Source organism: Ornithinicoccus hortensis (assembly GCF_006716185.1).
In the GTDB taxonomy this organism is placed as follows: Bacteria; Actinomycetota; Actinomycetes; order Actinomycetales; family Dermatophilaceae; genus Ornithinicoccus; species Ornithinicoccus hortensis.
In genome coordinates this window covers 3,501,452-3,521,620 of sequence record NZ_VFOP01000001.1, presented here as the reverse complement: position 1 = coordinate 3,521,620, position 20,169 = coordinate 3,501,452, and the positions used below count along the sequence as shown (strand labels likewise).

23 protein-coding genes and 1 tRNA gene are annotated in these 20,169 nt (G+C 72.4%); 13 read left to right on the top strand and 11 right to left on the bottom strand.

The annotated features are described in order from the left end of the window. The first annotated feature begins 35 nt into the window (after nt 1-35). Nucleotides 36-317, top strand: a complete 282-nt coding sequence (locus FB467_RS16455; protein ID WP_141786062.1) for a hypothetical protein — start codon at nt 36-38, stop codon at nt 315-317. A gap of 126 nt (nt 318-443) precedes the next feature. On the opposite strand, the gene mscL is transcribed toward FB467_RS16455, so the two are convergent. The 4 genes from mscL to FB467_RS16435 form a co-directional block, all read right to left on the bottom strand. After that, nucleotides 444-842 carry a large conductance mechanosensitive channel protein MscL gene (gene mscL, locus FB467_RS16450; RefSeq protein ID WP_141786061.1) on the bottom strand — a complete coding sequence of 133 codons (399 nt, stop codon included), beginning with the start codon at nt 840-842 and terminating at the stop codon, nt 444-446. Nucleotides 843-961: 119 nt separating this feature from the next. Further along, on the bottom strand, nt 962-1,693 hold the full coding sequence (gene cpaB, locus FB467_RS16445; RefSeq protein WP_141786060.1) for a Flp pilus assembly protein CpaB: 732 nt from the start codon (nt 1,691-1,693) through the stop codon (nt 962-964). Nucleotides 1,694-1,699: 6 nt separating this feature from the next. Continuing rightward, on the bottom strand, nt 1,700-2,563 hold the full coding sequence (locus tag FB467_RS16440; RefSeq protein WP_141786059.1) for an S-methyl-5'-thioadenosine phosphorylase: 864 nt from the start codon (nt 2,561-2,563) through the stop codon (nt 1,700-1,702). Nucleotides 2,564-2,583: 20 nt separating this feature from the next. Then, nucleotides 2,584-2,964, bottom strand: a complete 381-nt coding sequence (locus tag FB467_RS16435) for an FmdB family zinc ribbon protein (protein ID WP_141786058.1) — start codon at nt 2,962-2,964, stop codon at nt 2,584-2,586. Between the two features lie 58 nt (nt 2,965-3,022). On the opposite strand from FB467_RS16435, the gene FB467_RS16430 reads away from it, so the two are divergent. Continuing rightward, the gene (locus FB467_RS16430) at nt 3,023-5,671 is read left to right on the top strand and encodes a penicillin acylase family protein (RefSeq protein ID WP_141786057.1); all 2,649 of its coding nucleotides are present in this window, start codon (nt 3,023-3,025) and stop codon (nt 5,669-5,671) included. A gap of 408 nt (nt 5,672-6,079) precedes the next feature. Next, nucleotides 6,080-7,453: an HNH endonuclease signature motif containing protein gene (locus FB467_RS16425; protein ID WP_170230806.1), complete on the top strand. Its 1,374-nt coding sequence runs from the start codon at nt 6,080-6,082 to the stop codon at nt 7,451-7,453. 91 nt (nt 7,454-7,544) lie between these two features. Here the strand turns inward: FB467_RS16425 and FB467_RS16420 are convergent, their stop codons facing one another. Beyond that, nucleotides 7,545-8,186 carry a 5-formyltetrahydrofolate cyclo-ligase gene (locus FB467_RS16420; protein WP_170230805.1) on the bottom strand — a complete coding sequence of 214 codons (642 nt, stop codon included), beginning with the start codon at nt 8,184-8,186 and terminating at the stop codon, nt 7,545-7,547. 55 nt (nt 8,187-8,241) lie between these two features. On the opposite strand from FB467_RS16420, the gene galU reads away from it, so the two are divergent. The 9 genes from galU to FB467_RS16375 all read left to right on the top strand — a co-directional run bounded on the left by galU (nt 8,242) and on the right by FB467_RS16375 (nt 14,832). Further along, nucleotides 8,242-9,153, top strand: a complete 912-nt coding sequence (galU, locus tag FB467_RS16415) for a UTP--glucose-1-phosphate uridylyltransferase GalU (RefSeq protein WP_141786054.1) — start codon at nt 8,242-8,244, stop codon at nt 9,151-9,153. Further along, nucleotides 9,150-10,430, top strand: coding sequence for a molybdopterin molybdotransferase MoeA (locus tag FB467_RS16410; protein WP_141786053.1), 1,281 nt, complete (start codon nt 9,150-9,152; stop codon nt 10,428-10,430). The genes galU and FB467_RS16410 overlap by 4 nt, the downstream gene beginning before the upstream one ends. Then, nucleotides 10,427-10,903 carry a cyclic pyranopterin monophosphate synthase MoaC gene (gene moaC, locus FB467_RS16405; RefSeq protein ID WP_141786052.1) on the top strand — a complete coding sequence of 159 codons (477 nt, stop codon included), beginning with the start codon at nt 10,427-10,429 and terminating at the stop codon, nt 10,901-10,903. Before FB467_RS16410 ends, moaC begins: the two co-directional genes overlap by 4 nt. A gap of 70 nt (nt 10,904-10,973) precedes the next feature. Further along, nucleotides 10,974-11,546, top strand: a complete 573-nt coding sequence (locus FB467_RS16400; protein WP_228393520.1) for a GNAT family N-acetyltransferase — start codon at nt 10,974-10,976, stop codon at nt 11,544-11,546. An 82-nt stretch (nt 11,547-11,628) separates the two neighbouring features. After that, nucleotides 11,629-12,738 carry a hypothetical protein gene (locus tag FB467_RS16395; RefSeq protein WP_141786050.1) on the top strand — a complete coding sequence of 370 codons (1,110 nt, stop codon included), beginning with the start codon at nt 11,629-11,631 and terminating at the stop codon, nt 12,736-12,738. A 74-nt stretch (nt 12,739-12,812) separates the two neighbouring features. Further along, the gene (locus FB467_RS16390; RefSeq protein ID WP_141786049.1) at nt 12,813-13,235 is read left to right on the top strand and encodes a VOC family protein; all 423 of its coding nucleotides are present in this window, start codon (nt 12,813-12,815) and stop codon (nt 13,233-13,235) included. A gap of 40 nt (nt 13,236-13,275) precedes the next feature. Beyond that, on the top strand, nt 13,276-14,199 hold the full coding sequence (locus FB467_RS16385; protein ID WP_141786734.1) for an aldo/keto reductase: 924 nt from the start codon (nt 13,276-13,278) through the stop codon (nt 14,197-14,199). Nucleotides 14,200-14,288: 89 nt separating this feature from the next. Beyond that, nucleotides 14,289-14,364 (top strand) — tRNA-Ala (locus FB467_RS16380). 111 nt (nt 14,365-14,475) lie between these two features. Continuing rightward, nucleotides 14,476-14,832 carry a VOC family protein gene (locus tag FB467_RS16375; protein ID WP_141786048.1) on the top strand — a complete coding sequence of 119 codons (357 nt, stop codon included), beginning with the start codon at nt 14,476-14,478 and terminating at the stop codon, nt 14,830-14,832. 59 nt (nt 14,833-14,891) lie between these two features. On the opposite strand, the gene FB467_RS16370 is transcribed toward FB467_RS16375, so the two are convergent. Genes FB467_RS16370 through FB467_RS16360 form a run of 3 tightly spaced genes read right to left on the bottom strand, consistent with a single transcriptional unit; the run spans nt 14,892 to nt 17,481 of the window. After that, nucleotides 14,892-16,184 (bottom strand): MFS transporter, encoded by a 1,293-nt coding sequence (locus FB467_RS16370; protein ID WP_228393308.1) that lies wholly within the window; start codon nt 16,182-16,184, stop codon nt 14,892-14,894. Next, on the bottom strand, nt 16,181-16,651 hold the full coding sequence (locus FB467_RS16365; protein WP_141786047.1) for a MarR family winged helix-turn-helix transcriptional regulator: 471 nt from the start codon (nt 16,649-16,651) through the stop codon (nt 16,181-16,183). The genes FB467_RS16370 and FB467_RS16365 overlap by 4 nt, the downstream gene beginning before the upstream one ends. 32 nt (nt 16,652-16,683) lie before the next feature. Beyond that, on the bottom strand, nt 16,684-17,481 hold the full coding sequence (locus FB467_RS16360; RefSeq protein ID WP_141786046.1) for a sulfite exporter TauE/SafE family protein: 798 nt from the start codon (nt 17,479-17,481) through the stop codon (nt 16,684-16,686). Nucleotides 17,482-17,565: 84 nt separating this feature from the next. Between FB467_RS16360 and FB467_RS16355 the strand changes: the two genes are divergently transcribed. Then, nucleotides 17,566-18,324: an AraC family transcriptional regulator gene (locus FB467_RS16355; RefSeq protein ID WP_141786045.1), complete on the top strand. Its 759-nt coding sequence runs from the start codon at nt 17,566-17,568 to the stop codon at nt 18,322-18,324. 71 nt (nt 18,325-18,395) lie between these two features. Here FB467_RS16355 and FB467_RS16350 read toward each other — a convergent pair whose 3' ends face one another. Genes FB467_RS16350 through FB467_RS16340 form a run of 3 tightly spaced genes read right to left on the bottom strand, consistent with a single transcriptional unit; the run spans nt 18,396 to nt 20,096 of the window. Further along, nucleotides 18,396-18,782: a cupin domain-containing protein gene (locus FB467_RS16350; protein WP_141786044.1), complete on the bottom strand. Its 387-nt coding sequence runs from the start codon at nt 18,780-18,782 to the stop codon at nt 18,396-18,398. A gap of 36 nt (nt 18,783-18,818) precedes the next feature. Next, the gene (locus FB467_RS16345; protein ID WP_141786043.1) at nt 18,819-19,640 is read right to left on the bottom strand and encodes a class I SAM-dependent methyltransferase; all 822 of its coding nucleotides are present in this window, start codon (nt 19,638-19,640) and stop codon (nt 18,819-18,821) included. A 9-nt stretch (nt 19,641-19,649) separates the two neighbouring features. After that, a complete protein-coding gene (locus FB467_RS16340) occupies nt 19,650-20,096 on the bottom strand; it encodes an OsmC family peroxiredoxin (RefSeq protein WP_141786042.1) in 447 nt (148 codons plus the stop codon). Nucleotides 20,097-20,169 lie beyond the last annotated feature (73 nt).

Here is a 20,169-nt window from a genome sequence, read left to right as displayed (position 1 = left end):
GCACCCCGCGACCCGCCCGGCGCCACCGGAGGGTGGTGAGCCCCCCGACGCACGTCGGCCGGCCGGTCACCGGCACCACCCGGACGCCACCGCGTGCCGGGGCCGCCCCAGCGGCGGCGAGTCCTCCGGCGGCGAGTCCGCCGGAAGCCGTCCCGCCCGGCAGCGATGACGCGGGAGCCCCGGCCCCGGCGAGGCCCGCGGAGCCGGACCTGCCGGAGCAGACGGTCGACGACACCGACCTCGGCTGGGGCGAGCCACCGCGGCAGTCGGGCCACGAGAGCTGGCTCCGGGAGCAACGGCCGCCGCACTGGGGCTGAACGTGCCGTGCCGGGGGCGGCACCACCGCTCGGGCACAGACAGCGCGAGGCCCGGACACGCGGTGCGTGTCCGGGCCTCGTGTCGGACCGACCGGTCGAGCCGGTCAGGTCAGCGGGTTGCTGAGATCAGCCGCGGTTGGCGAGCAGGTCGCGGATCTCGCGGAGTGCGGCCACCTCTTCGGAGACCTCCTCCTCGGGCTCCTCGACGCCACGCTTGCGCCTGTCGTTGATCTTGTTCATCGGGACGACGATGACGAAGTAGACCACGGCGGCGGTGAGCAGGAACACGATCAGCGCGTTGATCATCGCGCCCAGGTTGATGAAGGTTGCCGGGTTGCCGGCATCGCCGAGCTGGATGCCCAGGCCCTCACCGACGCCGCCGCCACCCACGCGGGCCAGCAGCGGGTTGATCAGGTTGCTGACGACCGCGTCCACGACGGCCGCGAACGCGGTGCCGATGACCACCGCGACCGCGAGGTCGACGATGTTCCCCCGCATGATGAAGTCCTTGAACCCCTGGATCATTTCTTCCTCCGAGACGTGCCAATGGGGCACATGGTTGGGTGTGTCGTTCTGGGTTGCCTGGATACCGGTCGGTATCTAAGGCCGCAGGGCAGAATAGCCGACTTAGGGAACGAACACGGTCACCGTGGCGTGTCCGGCGGTCGCAGGACCACCGTGACCCCGCCCGTCAGGGCGCCCGCAGGGCCCGTGGCGGGGGCGAGCCGCGCCGCTTCGTCGTCGGTCACCGCGGCGTAGAAACCGGCCGGCGAGTCCGCATCCCCGGTGGCGGAAAAGCCCAGGTCAGAACCGTGTTGCCCGGCGGGGGAGAGGGCGGTCACGAGGACGTCCCCGGCGAGCAACGACCCGTCTACGGTGCTCAGCACGTCCACCCGGGTCCCGGGCCGGAGCGCCCCCGCGAGTGCGTGATCGGTCACAGGGACGTGGGTCAGCACCAGGTCACCGGACAACCCGGTGAGCGTGGCGGCGAACCCGACCCGCAGGTCGGTCACCGGCTCACCGGCCCGGAGGGGGGCGTTGGTCACCTCGCCGCGCAGGTCCTCGGCACGGGTGAAGGTCCCGGCGGGCAGCGTGTCTGCCGGCCACCGCACGGTGTCCAGGTCGCCGTCACCCAGGGAGGCACCGACCGGTATGTCGTGGGCCGCCACCACGACGGGGGTGCCGGGGTCGGGTGGCTCGGGTGCGAGGGCGGAGGTCGCGGCCCACACCGCCCCGCCGGCCAGGGCCGCCGCGGCCCCACGACGCAGCAGTCCGCGACGCCACTGGCCGCGCCGGTCCCCGGCCCGCAGCGTCCGGATGGGTCCCCGCCCAGTCCGACCCCGTTGTTTCTGCTCCTGCTGCGCCCGCCCCCGCACGGCCGTCTACCTCGGCAGCTCGATCGGCAACGTCATGCCGTCCAGCACGCGCCGGCACGGGCAGGTCGCCGTGTCGTCCGGTTCGTGCGCGGGCAGCGCCTCGATGGCCGACATGAGCAGTCCCCGGAGCCGGTCGATGTTGGCCGCGAACGCTGCGAGCACCTCGGCGTGGGTGACCGCCTCGCCCGCCTCGACGCCCGCGTCGTGGTCGGTCACCATCGCGACGGCGGTGAAGCACATCGCGAGCTCCCGGGCGACCGACGCCTCGGGCATCCCGGTCATCCCCACGACGGTGCCGCCCGCCGCAGCGTGCCAGCGGGACTCCGCGCGGGACCCGAACCGGGGGCCGTTGATCACCACCAGGGTGCCGCCGTCGACGACCGGTCCGGCGTCCGGGGAGACCGCGGCACGCACGGCGGCCCGGCCCGACGGACAGTAGGGATCGGCGAAGGCGACGTGGACGACGGGCCCTTCCATGTCATACACGGTGTGCGGGCGGCCGGAGGTGCGGTCGATGACCTGGTCGGGCAGCACGATGGTGCCCGGACCGTGCGCCGGGACGAGGGACCCCACGGCGCAGGGGGCCAACACCTGGCGGACCCCGAGGGCACGCAGCGCCCAGAGGTTGGCGCGGTAGTTCACCCGGTGCGGGGGGAACCGGTGGTCCGTGCCGTGGCGGGGGAGGAAGGCGACCGTCCGGCCGGCGACCTCACCGATGACCGGGTCACCGCTGGGCGGGCCGAACGGGGTGTCGACACGGACCGGCTCGGCGTCCTCGAGGAACTCGTAGAGCCCGGACCCGCCGATGACGCCGATCTCGGCGCGGGGCGGGACAGCGGTGTTGCCCGGATGCTGTGCGGCGGTGGTCACCCACCGATCCTAGGCGCGGATCAGGCGCTCTTGGCCGACGAACCCGAACCTGTGGACGACGCCTTGGAGCCCGAGCCGCCCGATGTGCCGGAGGAGCTGGAGGACCCCGAGGTGCTGGAGGAACCGGAACCGCTGGAGGAGCCGGAGGAACCGGAACCGCCCGAGGAGTCCGAGGACGAGCCGGAGGACGACCCGGTGGAGGCCGGCACCGAGGCGGTGGACCCGGAGCGGGAGTCGGTGCGGTAGAAGCCGGACCCCTTGAAGACGACCCCGACGTTGCCGAAGACCTTGCGCAGCGCCCCGCCGCACTCCGGGCAGGTGGTCAGCGGGTCGTCGTGGAAGGACTGCTGGATGTCGAAGTTGTGGCCGCAGTCCTTGCAGGCGTATGAGTACTTGGGCACGAGAACGTAGTGTACGGCGCTGCGCCGGACTCGGCGCTCGGTGTCATACGCTCGGGGTGTGCCTGCCTCCCGTCTCCGCCGCGTCCTGCTCCCGCTGGTCGCCATCCTGGTGATCGTGCTCGTCGCGGCGGCCGTGCTCGGGGTGGGCCTGGTGCGCCGGTCGTTCCCGCAGACGGCGGGAGACCTGGAGGTCGCGGGACTGACCGCGCCGGTGACCGTCGTGCGCGACGAGCTCGGGGTGGCCCACCTGTATGCCGACACGCCGGAGGACCTCTTCCTCGCCCAGGGCTACGTCGCCGCGCAGGACCGCTTCTTCCAGATGGACCTGCGCCGGCACGTCACCGCCGGCCGCCTCTCCGAGCTGGTCGGGGAGGCGGGGGTCGAGACCGACACGGTGATCCGGACCATGGGCTGGCGCCGGGTGGCCGAGGCCGAGCTGCCGACCCTGTCCCCGGAGGCGCGGCGCTACCTGCAGTCCTACGCCGCGGGCGTCAACGCCTACCTGGCCGAGCGGCCCAGCCCCTCCCAGGTCGGGCTGGAGTACGTCCTGCTGGCCCAGACCGCGCCCGGGTACTCGATCGAGCCGTGGGACGAGGTCGACTCCCTGGCCTGGCTCAAGGCGATGGCGTGGGACCTGCGCGGCAACTACACCGACGAGCTCGCCCGCGCCCGGTTGGCCGGCGACGTGTCGTTGAACCAGCTGACCTCGCTCTACCCCGACTACCCGTTCGACCAGCACGATCCGATCCTCAGCGACGACGAGTGGAAGGCCGACCTGAGTCAGGGAGGGACGGCAGTCACCGACCCCGCGGACGAGCCGACTGACGACGCCACGACCGGCGACCGGGGCGGTGCGGTGACGCCGGGACCTGATCCGGTCCGGCCGAAGAACCCGGTCGACCTGGCGTCCTTGGAGCGGACCGAGTCCGCGCTCGCGGCGATCCCGCCGCTGCTGTCCGGCGACGACGGCGTCGGGTCCAACTCCTGGGTCGTCTCCGGCGAGCACACCGAGTCCGGTCTGCCGCTGTTGGCCAACGACCCGCACCTGGGCGTCACCCAGCCCGGGATCTGGATGCAGGCCGGTCTGCACTGCAGGGAGGTGAGCCAGGCCTGCCCGTTCGACGTCTCCGGGTTCACCTTCGCCGGCTTCCCCGGCGTGGTGATCGGGCACAACCAGAACATCGCCTGGGGGTTCACCAACCTGGATCCCGATGTCACCGACTTCTACTGGGAGGACATCGAGGACGGGCAGTACCGGCGGGAGAACACCTGGGTGCCGCTGGAGACCCGCGCCGAGACCATCCGGGTGGCCGGCGGGGAGGACGTGGAGATCGAGGTGCGCGCCACCGACCACGGCCCGATCCTATCCGATGCCATCGACGGGGTCCGGGACGCCGGCCAGAGCGCCCCGGTCAACGGGGTGGAGTCCTCCCAGCGCTACGACGTGTCCATGGCCTGGACCGGCTTGGAGAAGTCCCGGACGGCCGAGGCCGTGTTCGCGCTCAACTCCGCGACGGACTGGGAGGAGTTCCGCGCCGCGGCCAAGCTGTTCGCCGTCCCCTCCCAGAACCTGGTGTATGCCGACACCGAGGGCAACATCGGCTACCAGGCCCCCGGCCTGATCCCGGTGCGGCAGAGCTCCACGACCGGCAAACCGCCCGGCTACTGGCCATCGCCCGGGTGGGATCCGGCATACGACTGGAAGGGCTGGGTGCCGTTCAGCCAGCTCCCCTTCGTGCTGAACCCCGACGACGGGATCATCGTGACCGCCAACCAGGCCGTGTCGCGGTTCAACACCCCGTTCCTGACGACCGAGTGGGACACCGGCTACCGGTCCCAGCGGATCCTCGACCTGCTCCATGCCGCGGCTGCCGAGGGGCCCCTGACGACCGACACGATGACCACGATCCAGACCGACACCTACAGCGAGTTCGCCGATGCCCTCGTCCCGGCCCTGCTCGAGGTCGACCTGGACGACGCGTTCTACACCGAGGCCCAGGACCTGCTGCGCGACTGGGACCGGACCGCGCCCGCCAGCGGCGAGCAGTCGGCGGCCGCGACCTACTTCTACGCGGTGTGGGCCCAGGTGCTGGAGCAGACCTTCAACGACGAGCTGCCCAGCGACCTGCACGCCACCGGCAACGCCCGCTGGATGACGCTGACCGAGAACCTGCTGTCCAAGCCCGAGGACCCGTGGTGGGACGACAAGCGCACCGTGGGCGTCGTCGAAACCCGCGACGAGGTGCTGCGCAACGCGATGGTCGAGGCACGGCTGGACCTGACCCGGCGGCTGAGCAAGAACCCCGAGGACTGGGAGTGGGGCCGGTTGCACCGGGTCTCGATGAGCCACGAGGTGTTCAGCGCCGAGGGCGTGCCCGAGATCGTGCAGGGCATCTTCAGCGACGGCCCCTACGGCATGCCGGGCGGCTCGGCGCTGGTGAACGCCAACAGCTGGGACGCGGGGTCCGGGACCTACCAGGTCACCGCTGCGCCCTCGATGCGGATGGTCGTCGACCTGGCCGACCTGGACGCCTCCCGCTGGGTCAACCAGACGGGGAACTCCGGGCACCCGTTCCACCGCAACTACAACGACCAGACGCAGGCCTGGATCGAGGGGGAGACCTACCCCTGGGTGCACTCCCCGGAGGCGGTCGAGGAGGCCGGCGAGCAGACCCTGACCCTGCTGCCGCCGGGGAGCGACAACTGACGGTCCCGCGCCCACACCCACCCCAGCCCCGACCGGACGCGTGAGGTGGCGGCCGAAAATTCTCGAACATTTTTTCGTCGAACGTATTGACGAAGGTGCGGTGGGTGGGTTAGATTAGGACAAAGATTCGATCAGGGTCCCGGGGAAGGACGTTGGTCGGAGTGGCAGGTGGGATGCCGGAGGGTGGTGAGGGGAATGGCGGTACACCCGCAGGAGGAAGCGCCGATGGTGCTGACCGGGCCGCCTCACGTTCCCGGACCGTCCCAGGTTCCCGGACCGCCCCCGCTCGCCGGACCGTCTCAGGTTCCTGGACCCGTCCAGGTCGCCCCGGAACAGGTCGCCGACCCGGCCACCGGATCGGTCGCCGGGCACCCGGTAGCGCCACTGCCGCATCCGGTGGAGGCCATGGTGGCGGGGGTGGAGGCCGCCCTCGGTGCGGTGCCGCGTCAGGCGTGGGCGGGCCTGGAGGCGCCCGCGGTGCGGGCGTTGTATGCCCGGTTGTCGCGGGTGGCCGAGCAGGTCTGTGCGCACAAGATGGCCGCAGCCCGGGTGTTGGAAGCGGCCGGCACGGCCCGCCAGCACGGCGCAGCCTCGACAGGGTCGCTACTCGGGTCCGACTTCGGCGGGGACCGGCGCGAGGGCGATGAACTGGTTCGGCTCGGCGACACCCTGCACCAAGCACGCGCCGGTGCGACCGAGGACGCCTTCGGCGCCGGGCAGATCACCCGGGCCCAGGCACAGGTGATCGGCAAGATCCTCAAAGACCTACCCGAAGACGTGACCCCTGAGGAGCGGGCGACGGCAGAGACCACCCTGCTCGGCCAGGCCGGCACGATGACGCTGCGGGACCTGCGGGCCAGGGGCGACCGGATCAGCGAAGTCTTCCGGGCCACCCCGGAGCAGACCGACGCCGATGAGGAACAGGTCGTGGCCCGTCGCGAACGCCGCGCCCGGTCCCTGACCACGTTCTGGATGCGAGAGACCGGTGAGGGCACCTACCAGGGCGGCTTCACCATCCCCACCGTCCAGGGCGACCTCCTCAAGACCATCCTGGACGCGGTCGCCTCACCCCGCCGCAACCACCTCCACACCACCCGACCCGAAACCGCAACCGGCGGCGGCTCTGGTAGCTCTGCCGGGCCGGGTGGCCCGGACGGGTCGGGTGGCCGCGGTGATGACCGGTCCTACCCGCAGAAACTGGGGCAGGCGTTCTGCGCCCTGATCGAGCACACCCCGACCGACGGGTTCGTCCAGTCCGGTGGCTCGGCGGCCGTGGTCGCGGTCTCCCTGTCCCAGGAGAAACTCGCCACCGGGACCGGGTGCGGCACGACCTCGACTGGCATCCGGTTGACCGCCGGACAGATCCGCCGGTTGGCCTGCACCCAACAGATCCTGCCCCAGGTCTTCGACGGTAAGAGCCTGCCGTTGGACCACGGGACCCTGCGCCGGTTGTTCAGCAAGCACCAACGGATCGGGATCGGGCAACGCGACCAAGGATGCGCGATGCCCGGCTGTGACCGACCCCCGGGGTGGTGTGAGTTCCACCACGCCGGCAACCCCTGGTCCACCGGGGGCGAGACGAACCTGGACCAGGGCGTGATGCTCTGCGCGTTCCACCACCACCTGATCCACGACCAACACTGGCAGATCAGATTCCACCCCGGCGACGGGATCCCCGAATTCCGGCCACCCGGAGGCACCACCTGGGCCCGCAACACCCGATACCGACCACCCCGAGATCTCGGGGTGGCACCCACCCCAGCCCTGCTCAACCACCCATAACGCCGGACACCCCGACGCCAACACCCCCACGCCGACACCGACCTATGCCGCGACCTCAGGGCCCACCCAGGCCCCGGGGTCGCTCCAACTGCTACCCCTCGCGGGACGAGAACTGGTGGACGCCGTCGGCGGTGAGTACGCCCCAGACCGGGGTGTCGTGCGGTTCGTCGGGGACGTGGGGGAGCAGCTCGTGCTCGTGCAGGACGGTCACGGTGGGAGTGTCGGGCCGGAGCAGCTGCAGCGCCCGGTCGTAGTAGCCGCCACCCTTGCCGATCCGGATGCCACGACCGTCCACGCCGAGGCCGGGGGTGAACGCGACGTCGACCTCGGCCATCACGCCACGGGCCAGCGGAGTGCTGTCGGGGTCGGCGACGTCGAACCAGTCCAGCTGGCCGGACTCCAGTGACAGCGTGATCGGCATCAGCACGCGCACCCCCCGGGCCCGGAGCCGATCCACGAGGTCCTCGACCGGTGGCTCGGTGCGCCGCGACTGGTAGGCGGTCACCGTCCACCCGGCCGGGGCGTCCGGGCGGCCCGAGGCTGCGGCATACCGGAGGAACCAGTCGATCCCGGCGGTGGCGAGCCGGTCCGCCAACTCCCGGCGCCCGTCAGGTCCGAAGCCGTCGGCGAGGGCACGGCGACGGGCCAGCAGCTGCGCCCGGAGCGCCGTCTTGGCGGCCACGGGGTTGCTCTCCGGGGTGGGGGTCTGGGCGGGGGAGGAGGGGTCGGGCATGCCCCGATTGTCCCTGACCGCCCGCCCGGCGCACCGCCCACTACTGTGGGGGTCCATGAGCGAGGGTCTTAGCACAGGTATCCGCAAGGCAGTGATCCCCGTGGCCGGGTTGGGGACCCGATTCCTGCCCGCCACGAAGGCGATCCCGAAGGAGATGCTGCCGGTGGTGGACCGCCCGGCGATTGAGTACATCGTCGAGGAGGCCAACCGGGCGGGGCTCACCGACGTGTTGATGGTGACCGGTCGTGGCAAGGGCGCGATCGAGGACCACTTCGACCGGCACCACGAGCTGGAGGCGGCGCTGGAGGCCAAGGGGGACACGGTCCGGTCAGACCGGATCCGGCGCAGCAGCGACATCGACGTCCACTTCGTCCGACAGGGCGTGCCCCGCGGGCTCGGGCACGCCGTGCTGTGCGGCCGGCACCACGTGGGCGACGAAGCGTTCGCCGTGCTGCTCGGTGACGACATGATCGACGAGCGGGACCACCTGCTCGAGCAGATGATCGCGGTGCAGGCCGAGCGCGGCGGATCCGTCGTGGCCCTGATGGAGGTACCCCGGGACCAGGTGGACAAGTACGGCTGCGCCGAGATCGCGGACGGCGCGGAGGGCGACGTCGTGACGGTCACCGGCCTGGTCGAGAAGCCTCCCGTGGAGGAGGCGCCGTCCAACCTGGCGGTGATCGGCCGCTACGTCCTGCACCCGCGCATCTTCGAGGCGCTGGAGCACACCGAGCCGGGTCGGGGCGGGGAGATCCAGCTCACCGACGCCATGCTGCAACTGGCCACCGCCACGGGTGAGGGGTCGGGGATGACCGGGGTGGTCTTCCGCGGGCGCCGCTACGACACGGGCGACCGGCTCGACTACCTCAAGGCCGTGGTGCAGCTGGGCGCGGGGCACCCCGACCTCGGCGCGGACTTCAGCGCGTGGTTGCAGGACTACGTCGCGGGACAGGGAGGACAGGCATGATCACCGTCGAGGAGCACCTGGCACGGATCCTGGACCAGGTCGAGCCGGGTGAGGAGGTCGCGCTGCCGCTGGACGAGGCCGGGGGCCTGGTCCTGGCGCAGGACGTCACCTGCGGGGTGGACCTGCCGCGCTTCGACAACTCGGCGATGGACGGGTATGCCGTGGTCGCCGCCGAGCTCGAGGGCGTCGACCCGGAGCACCCGAAGCTGCTGCCCGTCCAGGGTGACATCGCCGCGGGGGCCGGCGAACCGCATACGCACACCCCGGGCAGTGTCTGGCGGATCATGACCGGGGCCCCGGTCCCCGAGGGCGCGGACTCCATCGTCCCGCTGGAGGACACCGACGAGCGCCCCCACGAGGTGCTCATCAAGGTGGCCCCGCGGGAGGGTGCCCACGTGCGGCGCGCGGGGGAGGACGCCAGGGTCGGCGACCTGCTGGTCCGGGCCGGCACCACGATCGGTCCGGCCGAGGTCGCCGTGATCGCCTCGGCCGGCATCAGCACCGTGCGGGTGCTGGCGCCGGTGCGGGTGGTGGTGCTCTCGACCGGTGACGAGCTGGTGCCGCTGGGGAGCACGCCCGGGCCGGGACAGATCCAGGACAGCAACGGGCCGATGCTGGTGTCGGCGGTGCGACGGGCCGGCTACTACGCCTCGCACCTAGGGCACCTGGTGGACGACGAGAAGAGCATCAAGGCCGAGATCACCCACCACCTCGACCACGCCGACGTCATCATCACCACCGGGGGCGTGAGCAAGGGCGCCTACGACGCGGTGAAGGCGGTGCTCACCGGCGAGGGGTCGATGGAGTTCTCCGAGGTGGCGATGCAGCCGGGCAAGCCGCAGGGCTTCGGCCTGCTCGGCAAGCGCAAAGTGCCGGTGTTCACCCTGCCGGGCAACCCGGTCAGCGCGCTGATCAGCTTCGAGGTGTTCATCCGCCCGGCGCTGGCCAAGATCTCCGGTCGGCTCGACCAGCCGGTGGTGCTGCCCGCGCTGGTCGTCGAGGGCTGGCGCACGCCGGAGGGTCGGCGGCAGTATGCCCGCGTCCGGCTCAGCCGGGACCTCACCGGGGAGTACGCCTGTGAACCGGCCGGCGGTCCCGGGTCCCACCTGGTGGCCGGGCTCGCGGCGGCCGACGGGCTGGCCATCATCGACGCGGATGCCGAGGAGGTCCAGGCGGGTGAGGAGGTCCAGGTGCACCTGCTCCGCCCCCTGCCGGAGATCGAGGCGCGACTGGCCGCGCAGGAGGAGTCCGACGCCGAGGACGAGGACCAGGGGTGAGCGGCCCCGACCGGCTGACCCACCTGCGGCCCGACGGGACCGCGCACATGGTGGACGTCTCGGCCAAGGCGGTCACGGTGCGTGCGGCCTCGGCCGAGGGGAAGGTGCTGTTGTCGGCCGCGGCGGTGGAGGCGCTGCGGGGCGGCACGGTGCCCAAGGGCGATGCCCTGGGCGTGGCCCGGGTGGCCGGCATCCAGGCGGCCAAGCGCACGCCGGACCTGGTGCCGTTGGCGCACCCGGTGGCGGTGCACGCGGTCGAGGTCGACCTCGAGGTGCAGGACGACGGGGTGCGGATCACCGCCACGGTGCGGACCGCCGACCGTACCGGGGTGGAGATGGAGGCGCTGACCTGCGTCAGCGTCGCGGCCCTGGCGCTGGTGGACATGATCAAGGCCGTGGACAAGCTGGCGACCATCACCGGCATCCAGGTGGTGGCCAAGTCCGGCGGACGCTCGGGGGACTGGTCCCGGTGAGCAGCGCGGGGGGCGCCGGGTGAGCCGGTGGCCGGTGCGGTTGCAGGCCCGGCGGCCCGACGGGTCGGTGGTGACGCTGCGACCCCTGGCCCGCGGTGACCGGGGACGGTGGCAGGAGCTGCGGGCCCGCAACCGGGAGTGGTTGCAGCCGTGGGAGGCCACCATCCCGTATGGGGTGGAGCCCCGGCTCACCTTCGGCCAGCTGCGCCGCGGGCTGGACCGGTCCGCCCGGGAGGGGCGGGCGCTGCCGTTCGTGATCGACGACGGGACGGGCGTGGTCGGCCAGATGCACCTGTTCGACGTGGTGTGGGGGCCGCGGTGCACCGGGACCGCCGGATACTGGCTGGACCGGGAGGCGGTCGGGCGGGGACTGGCGACCTGGTCGCTGGCGATGTTGATCGACCATGCGCTGACCGACTACGGGCTGCACCGGGTCGAGGTGAACATCCGGCCGGAGAACACCGACAGCCTGGCCGTCGCCCGCCGGCTGGGACTGCGCGACGAGGGGGAACGGGTCGGCCTGGTGCACGTCGCGGGGGACTGGCGGGACCACCGCAGCTTCGCCGTGACCGCGGACGAGCTGGCCGGCGGGACCCTGGTCGGGGCGCTGTCCCGGAGGTCCCCGGACCACCCCCGGAGCTAAATCGCACCAGTCACACCCGTCGCTTGGGCGACACACCGCAAAACTCCCCTCGCCGTGCTCGGCGCCTTTGTATGGTCGCCGTGTGACCCCGAGCAGCCTGATCTTCTTCGTGATCATCACGGTCTGGGCTGTCTATGTCGTCCAGCACTGGATCCGTCGCCGCGATCACGTCGCCACCGCCCGCTCGGTCGACCGGTTCTCCGAGGCGATGCGCGTCCTGGAGCGGCGCCGGGTGCTGCCCCAGATGAACGTCGCGGCACCGCAACGGCAGTCGTATGCCGTGGGCCTGTCCCGTCCGGCGCACCCCGACGTCGTGGTCAAGCGGGCCCAGCCCCGGCTGACCGTCGTCGGGGACGCTGCCACGACCGCCGGGCCGACTGTGAACACTGGGCCGACGGCGAACACCGGGCCGACTCCGGCCGCGCCGCCGACCAGGTCCAGTGCGGCGGCACCCCAGCGACGCGGCGCGACCAGCACCCGCCGCACGGTGACGGCGTCGGCTCCGTTGCTGACCCCGGCGCGCACCCGGGCGCTGGCCCTGGTCATCGGTGCCGTCCTGCTCGTCGCGGGTATCGCGCTGGCGGTCACCGGCACCTGGTGGGCCGCCCCGGCCGGGGTGGCCGCTTTCGGTGCCGCCCTCGGCTACGTCCGCTTCTCGGTCGCCCGCGCCCGACGCCGGTCCACCTCCCCGGTGCGGCACCCGTCCCGGCGCCCGCAGGTCACCCCCCGCCCGGAGCGTCGCCGCGCCCAGGCGGCCCCCGCAGCGACACGGCGCCCGGTGCGCCGGGCCAGCGGTGCCGCACGGCTCACCGGAGCCCCGGTCGCCGCCGCGCGGGTGCGCGGCTCGGCCCCGATCTACCAGGCAGCACCCGTGGCGGCCCAGGCCACCGTGACCGTTGCGGCCGCGCCGTCCCGGACCAGGGACGCCCTCTACGACGTGGAGGCGGTCGAGGCGTCGGTGCCCGCGGCCGACCTGGACCCCCGGCAGGAAGCGCCCGCCGCGCAGCTCGAGCCCGGCACCTGGCAGCCCGTCCCGGTCCCCCCGCCGACCTACACGCTCAAGGCCCGGGCACCCCGGGCCAGGGACCGTGCCGCGGCCGACACACCGGTCGAGGACCTTCCGTTCGACGGCAACGCGCTGGCCCTGGACGAGGAGTTCGAGGACCTGCCCGCCGTGCACCACGTCGGCTGACCTGACCAGGTGGCGGACCCCGCAGGGGCGGAGCATGATGAGGCGAGAGACCGCCGCCTGCGAAGGAGCCTGCAATGCCCACCCAACTCAACGCCTACCTCAGTTTCCGGGACACCGCGCGGCAGGCGATGGAGTTCTACCAGGGCGTGTTCGGCGGGGAGTTGGGGCTAAGCACCTTCGGTGAGTTCGGCGCGGCCGCGAGTGACGATCCGGCCGAGGCGGACAAGGTGATGCACGCCCAGCTGACGACCCCCTCGGGCATGGTGCTGATGGGGGCCGACACTCCAGCGGGGACGGATCTGGCGCCCGGGTCGAACTTCTCGATGTCGCTCAGCGGGGACGACGAGCGGGAGCTGCGCGGCTACTGGGACGCCCTGGTCGAGGGCGGGCAGGTCGTGGAGCCGCTGGCCCAGGCGCCGTGGGGCGACCACTTCGGGATGTGTGTGGACCGCTTCGGCACCCCGTGGATGGTCAACATCGCGGGGAGCCCGGCGTAGCGGCCCGCGACCCGACGTGCAGGATGGGGGGATGACTGAGATGACCTACCGCCCGCTGGGCAGTTCCGGACTCATGGTGAGCACCGTCGGGATCGGCTGCAACGCCTTCGGCGCCCGGATCGACGCCGACGCCGTCCAGGGGATCGTGGACGCCGCGATCGAGGAGGGGGTCACCCTCTTCGACACCGCCGACACCTACGGGCTGGGGGAGAGCGAGAAGTTGCTCGGGGCGGCCCTGGGCGAGCGGCGCGAGGACGTGGTCGTCGCGACCAAGTTCGGGATGGACATGCAGGGGGCGAACGGGTCGGACTGGGGCGCCCGCGGGTCCCGCCGCTACATCCGCCGGGCGGTCGAGGCCAGCCTGCGCCGGCTCGGCACCGACTGGATCGACCTCTACCAGATGCACCGGCCGTGCCCCGTGACCCCGATCGAGGAGACCCTCGCGGCGCTGCACGAACTGGTCCAGGAGGGCAAGGTCCGCTACGTCGGGTCCTCCAACTTCGCCGGGTGGCAGGTGGTCGACGCCGACTGGACGGCCCGCACCGGCGGCTACACCGCGTTCGTGTCGGCGCAGAACAAGTACTCCCTGCTGGACCGCGCGGCCGAGCAGGAGCTGATCCCGGCGGCGGAGACCGTCGGCGTGGGGATCCTGCCGTTCTTCCCGCTCGAGTACGGGCTCCTCACCGGCAAGTACCGGCGGGACCAGGCCGCACCGGCGGGGAGCCGGTTGGCGGCGGACTCCCAGGCGGAGCGGCTCGCCGGCGCGGACTGGGACGAGATCGAACGGATCGAGGCCTTCGCCGCCGAACGCGGCCGGTCGGTGCTCGACGTCGCGATCGGCGGTCTGGCGGCCCAGCCGGGCGTCTCCTCGGTGATCGCCGGCGTGACCAGCGCCGACCAGGTGCCGGCCAACGTCGCCGCCGGGTCCTGGGAGCCCACCGTCGAGGATCTCGCCCAGTTGTGAGGCCCGGACGCGGGCCGTGGGGCCCTCGCCGGACCTGAATCGGAATCCGGGCGACCTGGTGCTAAAGTTCGTAGCCGCAAGCAGTACTTGGGGCTGTGGCGCAGTTGGTAGCGCGTCTCGTTCGCAATGAGAAGGTCAGGGGTTCGATTCCCCTCAGCTCCACCACCCGGTCGCCCTCCCCGTGAGGGCGCAGCCGACGACTATGGGGCCGCCCGAGAGGGCGGCCTCCGTCGTTTCCGGGGTGGAACCGCCTGGCCCGTGGGACGGAGGTCGATGATGGGTGTCGTCGGGATCGGTGGGTTGTTCTTCCGCAGCAAGGACCCGGACGCACGCGCCGCGTGGTACCGCGAGCACCTGGGGATCGATGCCGGCCAGACCAGCGTGTGGGAACAGTCCGCGGGCGGCACCGTCTTGGCGCCGTTCCCCGCTGACTCCGGCTACTTTCCGGCCGACCAGCAGTTCATGCTCAACCTCCGCGTCGACGACCTCGACGCCTTGACCGACCGCCTCGAGGCCGCCGGCATCGACGTGGAACGGGTCGTCGACGACGGGGATGCCGGTTACGGACTGTTCGCGCGGATCTACGACCCCGAGGGGCTCCCGATCGAGCTCTGGCAACCACCGTCCGGGTAGTCGCCTCCCAACCCATCCGCCGACGAGTTGAGAGCCGGCAGTGGGTGGCGCTCACCGGATCAGCCGGCGTCGCCGACCAGTTCTGCCTCCGCCCGGACGGCCGGGTCCGCCGGGCCGTGCTGCCCCGCGCCGTGACCGCCGGGGCCCTCCAGGGCGCGTCGGATGGTGGTGCTGCCCGCCAGGAGGACCACCACGCCGACCACCACCGCGGTGCCGCCGAACCAGAACGGGGCGGACACCCCGTGACTCTCGCCCAGGCTGAGGGCGACGAACGGTCCGATGGCTCCGCCGGTGAAGCGGACGAAGGAGTAGGCCGCAGAGGCCACGGCCCGCTCGACCGGGGCAGATCCCATGACCGCCTCGGTGACCAGCGTGTTTGTGATGCCGAGGAAGCCGCCGGCGACTACGATGCCGACCACGACCACGGCCTCGTGCTGTGCGCCGAGGGCCAGCGCCAACAGGTCGGCGGCGAACAGGGCGATGGCCGTGGTGAGCGCGGGCACGGTGCCCATCCGGCGCTGCAGCCACGGGGCGAGGACCACCGAGGTGAACGCCAGGAGCAGGCCCCAGCCGAAGAACACCCAGCCGATCTCCATGATCCCCAGGCTCGGCAGCGCGAACGGGCCCGCGGCCAGCAGGGTGAAGAAGCCCAGGTTGTAGCAGATGGCGACGACGGCCAGGAAGGCCAGCGCGGGATGGGTCAGGGCGCGCAGCGGGTCGGCCAGCGTCGTGCGGCGCCCGCTGGGCGGGGTGGACGGCAGCAGGAAGGCCGTCGCCACCAGGCCCAGGGTCATCAGCGTGGAGACGCCGAAGAACGGGCCGCGCCAGGAGATCTCACCCAGCAGCCCGCCGATCAGGGGTCCGGTGGCGATGCCCAGCCCGAGCGCCGCCTCGAAGAGGATGATGGCCTGGCCGACCGAGCCCTTCGACGCGGCGACGATCGTGGACAGCGCGGTCGCCACGAACAGCGCGTTGCCCAGCCCCCACCCGGCGCGGAAGCCGATCACGGCACCGACGGAGCCGGAGAGTCCGGCCAGGCCGGCGAAGACGGTGATCAGGGCCAGTCCGAGCAGCAGCGTGCGCTTCGGGCCGATCCGGCTGGAGACGACCCCGGTCACCAGCATGGCCACGCCCATGATCGCCATGTAGCTGGTGAACAGCAGCGACACCTGGCTCGGCGTCGCCTCCAGCTGGGCGGCGATCTCCTTCAGGATCGGGTCGACCAGACCGATGCCCATGAACGCGATCACGCAGGCGAAGGCGACGGCCCACACGGCACGTGGCTGGCGCAGGATCGATCCGCCGGTCGGTGGCTGGTCGGTGGTGGTGGTATGCGGTTCGGTTGCCGTCACGGCGATGCTCCTCCTGGGTCGGTGGGGGAGGCCGGCGCGTCGAGCAGGTCGCGGAGCAGTGCGACCGCGGTGCGCAGGTCCTCGGTGGTGTGTGTCGTGCTCCCGGTCAGGCGCTCGGCCACCATGCGGCCGTTCGCCTCGCGCACCCGGGCCAGCTCGGCCCGGCCCCCGTCGGTGAGGTGGACCAGGGTGCTCCGCGCGTCGTCGGGATGGGCGACCCGGCTCACCTGGCCCTGCTCCTCGAGCTGGCGGACCGCGACCGACATCGTGGGTTGGGAGCAGCGGTCGATCCCGGCCAGCGCGGTCACGGACAGTGCCCCGTGCTGGTCGAGGATCGACAGGATCCGGGCTCCGGGGCCCTGCGGGAGCTGCTGACGGACGGCCCGCACCAGGCGGGCGGCGTAGGTCACCAGGTCGCTGCCGAGGGCGCGGTCCCGTGCTAGCGCATGGTCTGGGGGTGGGGTCACAAGCCACGAGTATACATAGGTTACCTATGTAACTACACGGTGCGGACCATGGCGCCGAGGACGAGGCACAGCAGCACGATGTAGCCGACGGCGTGCGCCCGGTCGGAGACCGCAGGCGGCCGACGCCGCAGCAGGACGATCACCGGCAGGCCGCCGGCGAGCAGCAGCGCAGCCGCCCGCAGGTCGACCGCGCCGACCAGGGCGGCGCCGGCCAGGTCGCCCACCGGGTTCCCGAGCAGGAAGACGATGCAGGCGGGCAGGCTGATCGCCAGGGTGAGGGGGTTGGCGAGCGAGGTGACGGTGCGCATGTCCAGGCCGGCCCGGCGCAGCAACGGCACGGTCATCACGCTGCCGCCGACGCCCAGGAACGAGGCGACCGCCCCGATCGGCGCCCCGAGCCCGCTCCGGATCTCGAACCGGTCCGCTGCCGCTGCGGTCTGCCGTGTCGGTTGCACGAAGCCCTTCCGGACCGTCACGTCGGCGATCGTGACGACCAGGTAGCTGATGAAGCCCCAGGTGATCACCGGTGACGGGGCGACCCGGGCCAGGAGTGCCCCGATCGCGCCGCCCACGGCGAGCAGGGCCAGGAGCGGGATCGCCGGGCGGAGGCGGGTGAGTACCTGGCGCCGGGTGGCCAGGGTCGCGACCGCGGCGTTGATGACCATCACGACCGAGGAGGTCGCCACCGCGACGGTGGGGGCGGGGGCGCCGAGCGAGGCGTCGACCCAGAGCACGACGGGGACGGTCACGAAGCCGCCGCCGAAGCCGAACAGGACGGTCGTCACGCCGGACAGCGCGCCGATGGACAGGAGAAGCAGTAGGTCACCCACCGGTCCATCCCACCCGAGGGGCAACGGTGCCGACAATCGAAGGTCGGCACCGTTCTTACGAAAAGCAGCCACTACGATGACCGCGTGCGCAACATTCCCGTCGCGGAGGTCGACCACCTCGACCGGGACGTCCTGGCGATCGCGACGGACTATCCCTCCGGATACCTGCTGGACTGGCACGACCACCGCCGCGTCCAACTCCTCTATGCGGCCACGGGCACGATGCGCGTGGAGACGGCGGACGGCACCTGGATGGTGCCGGGGGAGCGTGCCGTGATGATCCCGCCGCGGACTCGGCACCGGGTGCTGATGCTCGACGTGCGCACCGCCAGCCTGTATGTCGAGCCGGCGGCGGTCCCGTGGTGGCCGGGGGAGTGCGCCGTGGTGCAGGTGAGCGGGTTGCTGCGCGAACTGCTGCTCGGCGCCGTGGAGATGGAGGCGGAGTACGCGGCGGCGGGACGCGACGCCGCGCTCGTCGCCCTGGTCCTGCACGAGCTCTCGGCGCTCAGCGGGTTGCCCCTGCACGTCGCGCTGCCACGGCACGGGGTGTTCGCCGGGTTGTGCCGCGACTACCTCGCCGACCCGGCGCTGGCCGTCAGCAATGCGGACTGGGCGCGCGCCGCGGCCATGAGTGAGCGTGCCTTCACCAGGGCTTTCCGGCAGGAGACCGGGACGAGCCCTGCCTCGTGGCGGACCAGGGCCCGGCTGCTCAGCGCGGTGCCCCGGCTGCGGGAGGAGTCCGTGACGGCGGTGGCCGCCTCCCTCGGCTATGCCTCACCGGCGGGCTTCTCCTACGCCTTCTCGCGGGCCTTCTCGGTGTCTCCCTCCAGCCTGCGTCGGTGATTCCGGGCGGACCGGCTCGGGCGGGGCAGCCCGTCGGGGCCGCCCACCCGGGGGGATAGTCCGACCGCCGATCAGGAGGCGGCGGTCACCGGCTCCGGCCAGGCGCGGATCCCGGCGACGAAGTCGGCCGGGCCGGCCGCCACGATGACCCGGGCCTCCTCGTCACCTGGGTTCGTCAGGGCGACGGCCTCGTCCTTGGTGATGAGCGCGGCGTCACCGACGCCGACCTCGATCGACTCCTCGCCCTTGGTGATCCGCACCCTGCCCGAGGTGGGGGTCAGGATGACGTCGGAGCCGCCGTGCTTGTGGGGCGGCATGCCGGCCCCGGGCGGAACGGTCACGGCGACCAGGCCCACGTCCGTGCCGTCCTCGTCCCCGCCGAAGAAGACGGTGACGGTGGGGCTGTGCGGTGCGGGTGCCTGGCGGACGAGGCCCTCACGGGCGGTGCGGAGGTGCACGGTGGTGCCTTTCTCGGCGGGTGGGTGGTGGTGGCGTCATCGTTCGGGGTCGTCGGAATGCGGCTTGTGGGCGACGAGGGCCACGGCCGTCAGGTGGTCCCGGTTGGCCCGGAAGACCCGACGCATGGCGAGCACCCGTCGGCGGGCCTGCCGGTGGCGCAGCAGGTTTCCGGCGAACCGGAGCGTGCCGCCGAGACCCTCGTCGGCGAGCAGCCGGCGCGGTTGGAGCAGTGCCATCGGCGCATACTCGACCTGGTCGACGACGAGTCCGTGGGAGGTCAGCAGGGCCTGCCACTCGGCGGCCGTGAGCGGCCGGGCGTTCACCCGGATGGTCCGGGCGAGCGCCTGCCGCACGTCGGTCTTGATCTGGTCGGAGATCGAGTCCGGGGCCAGTCCCAGTTCGTGGATGGCATACCTGCCGCCCGGCCGCAGGAGCCGCACGGCCTCGGTGATGATGGCCGCCTTGTCGCGGTCGCCGTGCATGGTCAGCAGGGCCTCGCCGACCACCACGTCCGCGCTGGCCGCAGGGAGCCCGGTCGCGGCCGCATCGCCCTGCCGGACCGCGCCGCGGATCCCGAGCAGTTGCGTCAGGGCCCGGATCGCGGCGGGGTCCCGGTCCACGCCCACGTACGAGCGGGGGCCCGCCGCCACGATCTCGGACGCGGTCCGACCCAGGCCGGGGGCGAGCTCGACCACGTCGGCGCCCTCGGGTCTGGCCCCGGCCAGCAGCGTCCGGGTGAGGCCCACGCCGCCGGGCCGCAGCACGCGCTTGCCGAGGCCGGCGAGCAGCCAGTGGCCCTTCGCCTCGTCCACGTCCGTCGCGCCGCCCGGGACGCTGGGGCTCGCGATGCCGCTCATCGCCGTCGCTCAGCCCTGGACGAGTTCGGCCTGGACGGAGACCTCGGCGCCGGTGAACAGGCGCGACACCGGGCAGAGGGCCGCGGCCTCGTCGACGATCGCGGCGAAGCGGTCCGCGTCGAGCTCGTCGACCTGGGCCTTCACGGTGAGCGCGGAGGTGGTGATCGTCGGCACGCCGTCGACCGCGTCCAGGGTCACCGTGCAGTCGACCTCGAGGCGTCCGGGCGGGGTCTGGTTCTCGCCCAGCTTCAGCGCCAGGGCCATCGAGAAGCACGAGGAGTGCGCGGCGGCCGCCAGCTCCTCCGGGCTGGTCTTGCCGCCCGGTGCCTCCGTGCGGGCTGCCCAGGTGACCTCCTGGCCGTCCAGGGCCTGGCTGCTGCCCCCGTCGAGGGTGCCGGACCCGCTGGCGAGGGGGCCGGTCCACGTGGTCCGAGTGGAGCGCTCGGCGATACTCATCTGCATTCCCTTCCCGTGGCGCTGCAGGACGATCCTGCGCTTTTAATCACTCTATATTGTGATTAAATAATGC